This window comes from Roseomonas sp. TAS13, from assembly GCF_001950415.1.
GTDB lineage: Bacteria > Pseudomonadota > Alphaproteobacteria > Acetobacterales > Acetobacteraceae > Roseomonas > Roseomonas mucosa.
Map to the genome: position 1 here is coordinate 1 of NZ_BDLP01000296.1, position 5516 is coordinate 5516.

Here is a 5516-nt window from a genome sequence, read left to right on the forward strand (position 1 = left end):
GGCGGACCGTGCCGGGCGGGGCCGTGCCCGGTATCAGTCTCGGGAGACGGGCGGATGCCGGGCGGGATCGCGCAGCCAGCCTCCGCCGGCGCCGGGGATGAGTTCGAGGCGCGGGTCGCCCGCGGTGGCCAGCAGGCGGCCCAGGCTGCCGGCACCGCCATAGGCCGAGCTCCGCAGCATCGGCCCCAGCCGTGCCTGCAGGCGCTTGCCCAGGGCCGGCAGGTGCAGCGGCGCAGGGGCGTGGGCAAGCTCCTCCATCACCAGCGACAGGATGGCCTCGCGCGGGGCGGCGGGGTCCCCTCCCGGAATGTCCAGCCCACCCTGCTCCGGGACCGGCGGTGGCCCGCCGGCCGCGGGGGGTGCCGCCTGGGCGGGGGTGGCACGCCTCTCCTGGCTCCAGCCCAGGGCCTGCCCGACGAAGACGTCGCTGCCGACCACCTCGTCGGCCGCGGCGCGGTAGGCTTCGGCGGCGTTGCCGACCGCGACCACGACGGTGCGCCGGTCATGCGCGCGCAGACGGTGCAGCACCGGCGTGAAGTCGGCATCGCTCGACACCAGCACGAACTCGTCGAAGCGCGTGGCGTGGCCAAGCGCATCCAGAACGTCCATGACCAGCACGATGTCGGCGCTGGTCTTGCCGCCACGGGTCAGCGGCGGGCATTCGGTGATCTGGAACCCAGCGCGCACCAGCTTGTCGCGGAAGCTGCCGAAGAACACCCGCTCGCCATCGGGCAGAACCAGGGAGCCGACCGGATTGAGATAGCAGCGCCGCACAAGGATACGCCGCTGCACGGTGGGCGGCGTCATGCCGCGTCCCGGCTGCGGCGCGTGACGCTGCGCGATCCAGTCGAGCCAGCGTCCGGGCTCGGCCACGAAGATTTCCGCCGCCTCGGGTGCCTGCAGGCAGAGCGCGCTGAAGACGTTGTCGAAATCGATGAAGAGCGCGACCCGCTGTTCCATGGCGCCGCCCCTGGAAGAGAAGTGGGTCACAGGTGTTGCCGCCCGGATGGCCCTGTCATGTGTGATGCTCCAGCAATGGCTGGCGAGCGTATCACGAAATGACGGGGTGGCCCCTAGCCGCCCGCCGAGCGCCGGAACAGGCCCAGCCAGGGGCGGCGGCCGTGGCGGATCTCGCGCCCGGCCGCCAGGGTGACGCCCAGCACACCCGCCACCCGCCACAAGGTGCCCTCCCGCGCCACCAGCGGGGCCGGCTGGACAATGCTGGAAGCCGGAGCCGGGGCCGCCACCTTCCGCTCCGCCGCCTTCGGGTCCGCCGCCTTCGGGTCCGCCGGTACCGGTGCCTGCTGCTGGCTGCCTTCCAGCCCGGCATAGGCACGGGTGAACTCGGCGCCCAGCAGGAAGATCTGAGAGGAGTAGTAGACCCAGAGCAGCACGATCATCACGGAACTGGCCGCGCCATAGGTCGTGGCCATGTTGCTGCTGCCCAGATACCAGCCGATCACCGACTTGCCGAGAGTGAAGAGCAGCGCGGTCACGAAGGCGCCGATCGCCACGTCGCGCCAGGGCAGGCTGCGGTCCGGCAGGATCTTGTACATGGCGCCGAAGAGCAGCGCGATGATGCCCAGCGAGATCACGAAGTTCACCAGCGACATCAGCAGCGTGATCTCGGGCGCACCGCCCCGGAGCCAGGTGCTGACCATCGAGATGCCGGCGCTGACCGCCAGCGAGACCAGCAGGATGAAGCCAGTGGCGGCGACCAGCCCCATGCTGGCCGCCTTGGCGCGCAACAGCCGGCTGACGGTTTCGGTGGTGTCCTCGTCCGCGTCGGGCTCGACCTTCCAGATGGCGTTGAGCGCGCCCTGGAGCTCGCCGAACACGCCGCTGGCGGTCAGCAACAGGGTCACGAGCCCGACCACGGTGGCAATGGTGCCGCTGGTGCCGTCGCTGGCGCCCCGGACCATGTCCTGGATGGTGGCGGCCCCCTGGTCCCCGATCAGGCCGCGCAGCTGGTCGTCCAGCGCGCCACGCACCGCTTCCTCGCCGAAGAAGAAGCCGGCGATGGCGGTGGCGATGACCATCAGCGGCGCCACGGAGAAGATGGTGTAGTACGCGATCGACGCGCCACGGCTGAGACAGGAATCGGCGATGTAGCCGTTCACCGTGTCCATGATCAGGGCCCAGATCCTGCGCAGCATGTCACCAAACCTCGTTCCGGTCGCGGTCCGGCCGGCGGGACGGCTTGCCCGGACCGGGAGCAGAACGAGCGGAGCAAGGTTGCGGTTGCCGGGCGCCGCGGCACTTCCCGCGCGATGCCGTGCCCCGCCCCTCCGCATCGCAGCGGGGCTGTTCTCCACGGCCTCCTGCCGGTTTCCCGCCTCCCTTCGCCGCCCGACGCCTGCCGCATGGCGCCCGATCCGACATCCTTCCGTATACCCTTCTCTGGCGCCCGTCTCCGTTCAGGCGGGCTGACGGCGGCGGCCTGCCGGGGTAATGGCGGCCGTCATGACCTCCTCCCGCGCCCCGTCACGGCCCGTTCCAGCGGATGTCCCGGCCGATACCGCCCCGCTGCCCGTGATCCGGGCCGCCTATCGCGCGCATCCGGGCTTCGAGGCGGATCTGGAGGAAACGCTGCGCCGGGCCGGTGCCCGCCTGTCGGCCTGGCAGGGGGATCTGGCCCTCTCGCCCGACGCGCCGGTGGAATGCCCCTGGGCACTGGACATCTGGACGGCACCCCGGCTGCTGCCGGTTCCCTCGATCAAGGGCGCCGCCGGGGCGCTGCGCGGCATCCAGCGCAACTGGGCCCTGTGCTCCACGGGAAACCATCGCCGCGCCGCGCTGATCGAGGCGGCCCTGCCCCCGGTCAAGGCGAAGCCCGTAGCCTTCCCCGCCCCCGTCCCCACCGCGCCGCTCGGGGGATGGACGCTGCTGCGGCCGGACCTGATGCTGGCCAGCCCGGAGAAGACCAGCCCCTATCCCGCCGGCGCGCCGGTGCTGGTGGAGGATCACGAGGGGCCGCCCAGCCGCGCCTATCTGAAGCTCTGGGAGGCCTTTCTGGCGGCCCGCCACTGGCCCGGCCCGGGCGATGCCTGCCTCGACCTCGGCGCCTGCCCCGGGGGCTGGACCTGGGCGCTGGCGAAGCTGGGCGCGCAGGTGGTGGCGGTGGACAAGGCTCCGCTCGACCCGCGCGTGGCCGCCATGCCCGGCGTCTCGGTGCGGCAGGAAAGCGCCTTCGGCCTGGACCCGCGCACGCATCCGGAAGTGGACTGGCTGCTGAGCGACGTGATCTGCTACCCGGCCCGGCTGCTCGGGCTGGTGCGGCGCTGGATCGAGGCCGGCAAGGCGCGGCACATGCTCTGCACCATCAAGTTCCAGGGCGGCACGGACCACGACACGGCGTCCGAATTCGCCGCTATTCCAGGCGCCCGCCTGACCCATGGCGCCTACAACAAGCACGAGCTGATGTTCCACTGGAGCCGGTCCGGGATGGAGCGGCGGAGCCCTGCGGACGGGTGAGATGCCCCGCCCCGTTTGGCCCGGCCAGAGATGCGGGCGATGGGACGCTCATCCCGGAAGCGGGGTTCGCAGGCTTGGTCCGCGTCGCGCCGGGGGATGCGGGCGGCCGGATTCGAACCGGCAAGCCACTGAAGGCTAACAATTTTAAGTCGGAAGGTGGTTCGGAAGGGGAGTACCTGCGACGGGATTTGAACCCGTACTCCCTTGAAGGGAAACGGCTTTTAAGGCCGGTGCGTCTACCGTTCCGCCACGCAGGCAGCGACAACATTGTCTCTGTCTCTCGCCTTGTCTCACGTCGAGACACTGAGACACGCCCTCGTCCGCACCCCTTAGCGCGCGGAAGTCCGCCAGAATAGCCTCCGCCTCCGCCTCGGTCATGTTGGAGCGGAGCCGGTTGAACCTGTGCGATACCCACCGGACGTTTCCGGGAACGTACCCGAGGTGCGGGACGATGCGGTCGAGGCTGGGGCTACTGTCGAGGGGGCGCCCCTTCCCGCGTTGGAGGGGTATCCCCAGGATGGGACACACATCCGGAAGGGGCGGCAGGTTGTCTCTACGAATGGTGCAGGGGAGGCCCTTTCTCCTGGCGCGAACCTGGGCCGCGTTGATGGCGGCAGCCACGGTATCCGGGGAGAACTTCTTCTTCTCCTTCTCCCCGCGCCGGTCGCGCTGCTCCGGATGGGCGATCCGGTAGGCGCGTGTCCGGGCTGCCATGCATGCCCGGCAATAGATGGCGCGCCCCGAAGGGCGCCCCTTGTCCGACCCAAAGGCCGCAGGATCAGTCTCCCCGCAGCCGCCTCGGCACGGCTTCATAAGGCGGCCTCCTGCGTCCCGAGGAGGGCCTGCTCCAGCCTGCTTAACTCGTTCTCCAGCATGTGGGGCGCGAGGTGGGCATAGCGTTCGGTGACGGCCAGGGAGGAGTGGCCGTGCCAATCCTTCACGGCCAGGAGGAGCATTCCGTCCCGCACCTTGCGGCTGCACGAGGTGTGCCGGAGGGTGTGGATCACCACATCGTCCCCCGGCCCGGCCTCCTTGCGCGCCTTGTGAAAGCGGCTCTCGAACCCGTAGTAGGTCAGCCCAAAGACGCTGGCCTCCTTGTCGCCTGAGAAGGGCGGCAGGTACTCCAGGGCGCGCTTCGTCAGCGGGACAGTGCGCGGCTTCCCGTTCTTGGTCTTCCAGAAGGTGACGCGCTTGCGCGCCTCGAAATGCCCTTCCACCAGGGACAACGCTTCCCCGATGCGGCACCCCTCCTCGATCAGAAAGCGGGTGAGGCGCGCCTCTGCGGTCCACCCGTGACGCAGGAGCGCCGCCAGGAGCCTCTCCTCCTCCGCCTCGGTGAGCCAGCGGACGCGCCCAGGCGCCGGAGTGGCCCTCTCGATCACGGGCTTGGAGGAGATCCACCCCTTGGTGGCGGCGGCCCGGAGCATCTTGGAGATGACGGCGAGCCGGTGGTTGATGCTGCTCCCGGAGAGGCCCCTGGCGCGCAGGGCATCCGTCCAGGCGTCGATCTGTGCGGTGGTTATATCCGCGCAGGGAGTGCTCTCTCCGAAATATGCCAGCGCTTCATCAGCCAGGCGCAGAGTGGGGACCACCGAGCGGTTCAGCTTCCACCACCTGTCGTGCGCCGCGTCTTTCGCGTGCCGGAGGGTGCCCACCGGGACGGCGCTGCGGGTGGTAGAGGCGGAGCCGCCCATCTCGGGCATCTCGCCTTTCTTCACCCGAGCGAGGTTCTCAAGGAACCAGACTTCGGCGGCGTTCTTGGTGTCGAAATCCTTGCGCCACCGCTTGCCCCTATGGGCAATGTCGGCGGTCCAGCCTGTGCCGCGTGCGCGGACAGCCATGATACTTCTCCTCGTGGTGGGGACGCCCGTGCGACCGGGCGGACGGCTACGTCAGGAGCGGGAGAGCAGGTTCTCTAGAGGCTGTTGTGGACCTGGGTGATTGAGGTGAGGTGCTTGAGCATGAGGCAAGCAAAGGCGACGAGATGGAGGCCTGCGAGTGTTTCGGGCAGGCGTTCATAGTCGCGGACGAGGCGTCGGAAG

General features: G+C 69.8%; 4 protein-coding genes and 1 tRNA gene. 1 reads left to right on the forward strand and 4 read right to left on the reverse strand.

All coding sequences use genetic code 11. The features are described from left to right. Positions 1–33: 33 nt before the first annotated feature. Together ROTAS13_RS18495 and ROTAS13_RS18500 are read right to left on the reverse strand one after the other, a co-directional pair. Positions 34–960 (reverse strand): NYN domain-containing protein, encoded by a 927-nt coding sequence (locus tag ROTAS13_RS18495; protein ID WP_099781704.1) that lies wholly within the window; start codon positions 958–960, stop codon positions 34–36. A 113-nt stretch (positions 961–1073) separates the two neighbouring features. Then, positions 1074–2156: a YihY/virulence factor BrkB family protein gene (locus ROTAS13_RS18500; RefSeq protein ID WP_019462188.1), complete on the reverse strand. Its 1083-nt coding sequence runs from the start codon at positions 2154–2156 to the stop codon at positions 1074–1076. Between the two features lie 307 nt (positions 2157–2463). Between ROTAS13_RS18500 and ROTAS13_RS18505 the strand changes: the two genes are divergently transcribed. Beyond that, positions 2464–3474 carry an SAM-dependent methyltransferase gene (locus tag ROTAS13_RS18505; RefSeq protein ID WP_099782180.1) on the forward strand — a complete coding sequence of 337 codons (1011 nt, stop codon included), beginning with the start codon at positions 2464–2466 and terminating at the stop codon, positions 3472–3474. A 173-nt stretch (positions 3475–3647) separates the two neighbouring features. Here ROTAS13_RS18505 and ROTAS13_RS18510 read toward each other — a convergent pair. After that, positions 3648–3731 (reverse strand) — tRNA-Leu (locus tag ROTAS13_RS18510). Positions 3732–4283: 552 nt separating this feature from the next. Then, positions 4284–5315: a site-specific integrase gene (locus ROTAS13_RS18515; RefSeq protein ID WP_075823054.1), complete on the reverse strand. Its 1032-nt coding sequence runs from the start codon at positions 5313–5315 to the stop codon at positions 4284–4286. Between the last annotated feature and the right edge of the window lie 201 nt (positions 5316–5516).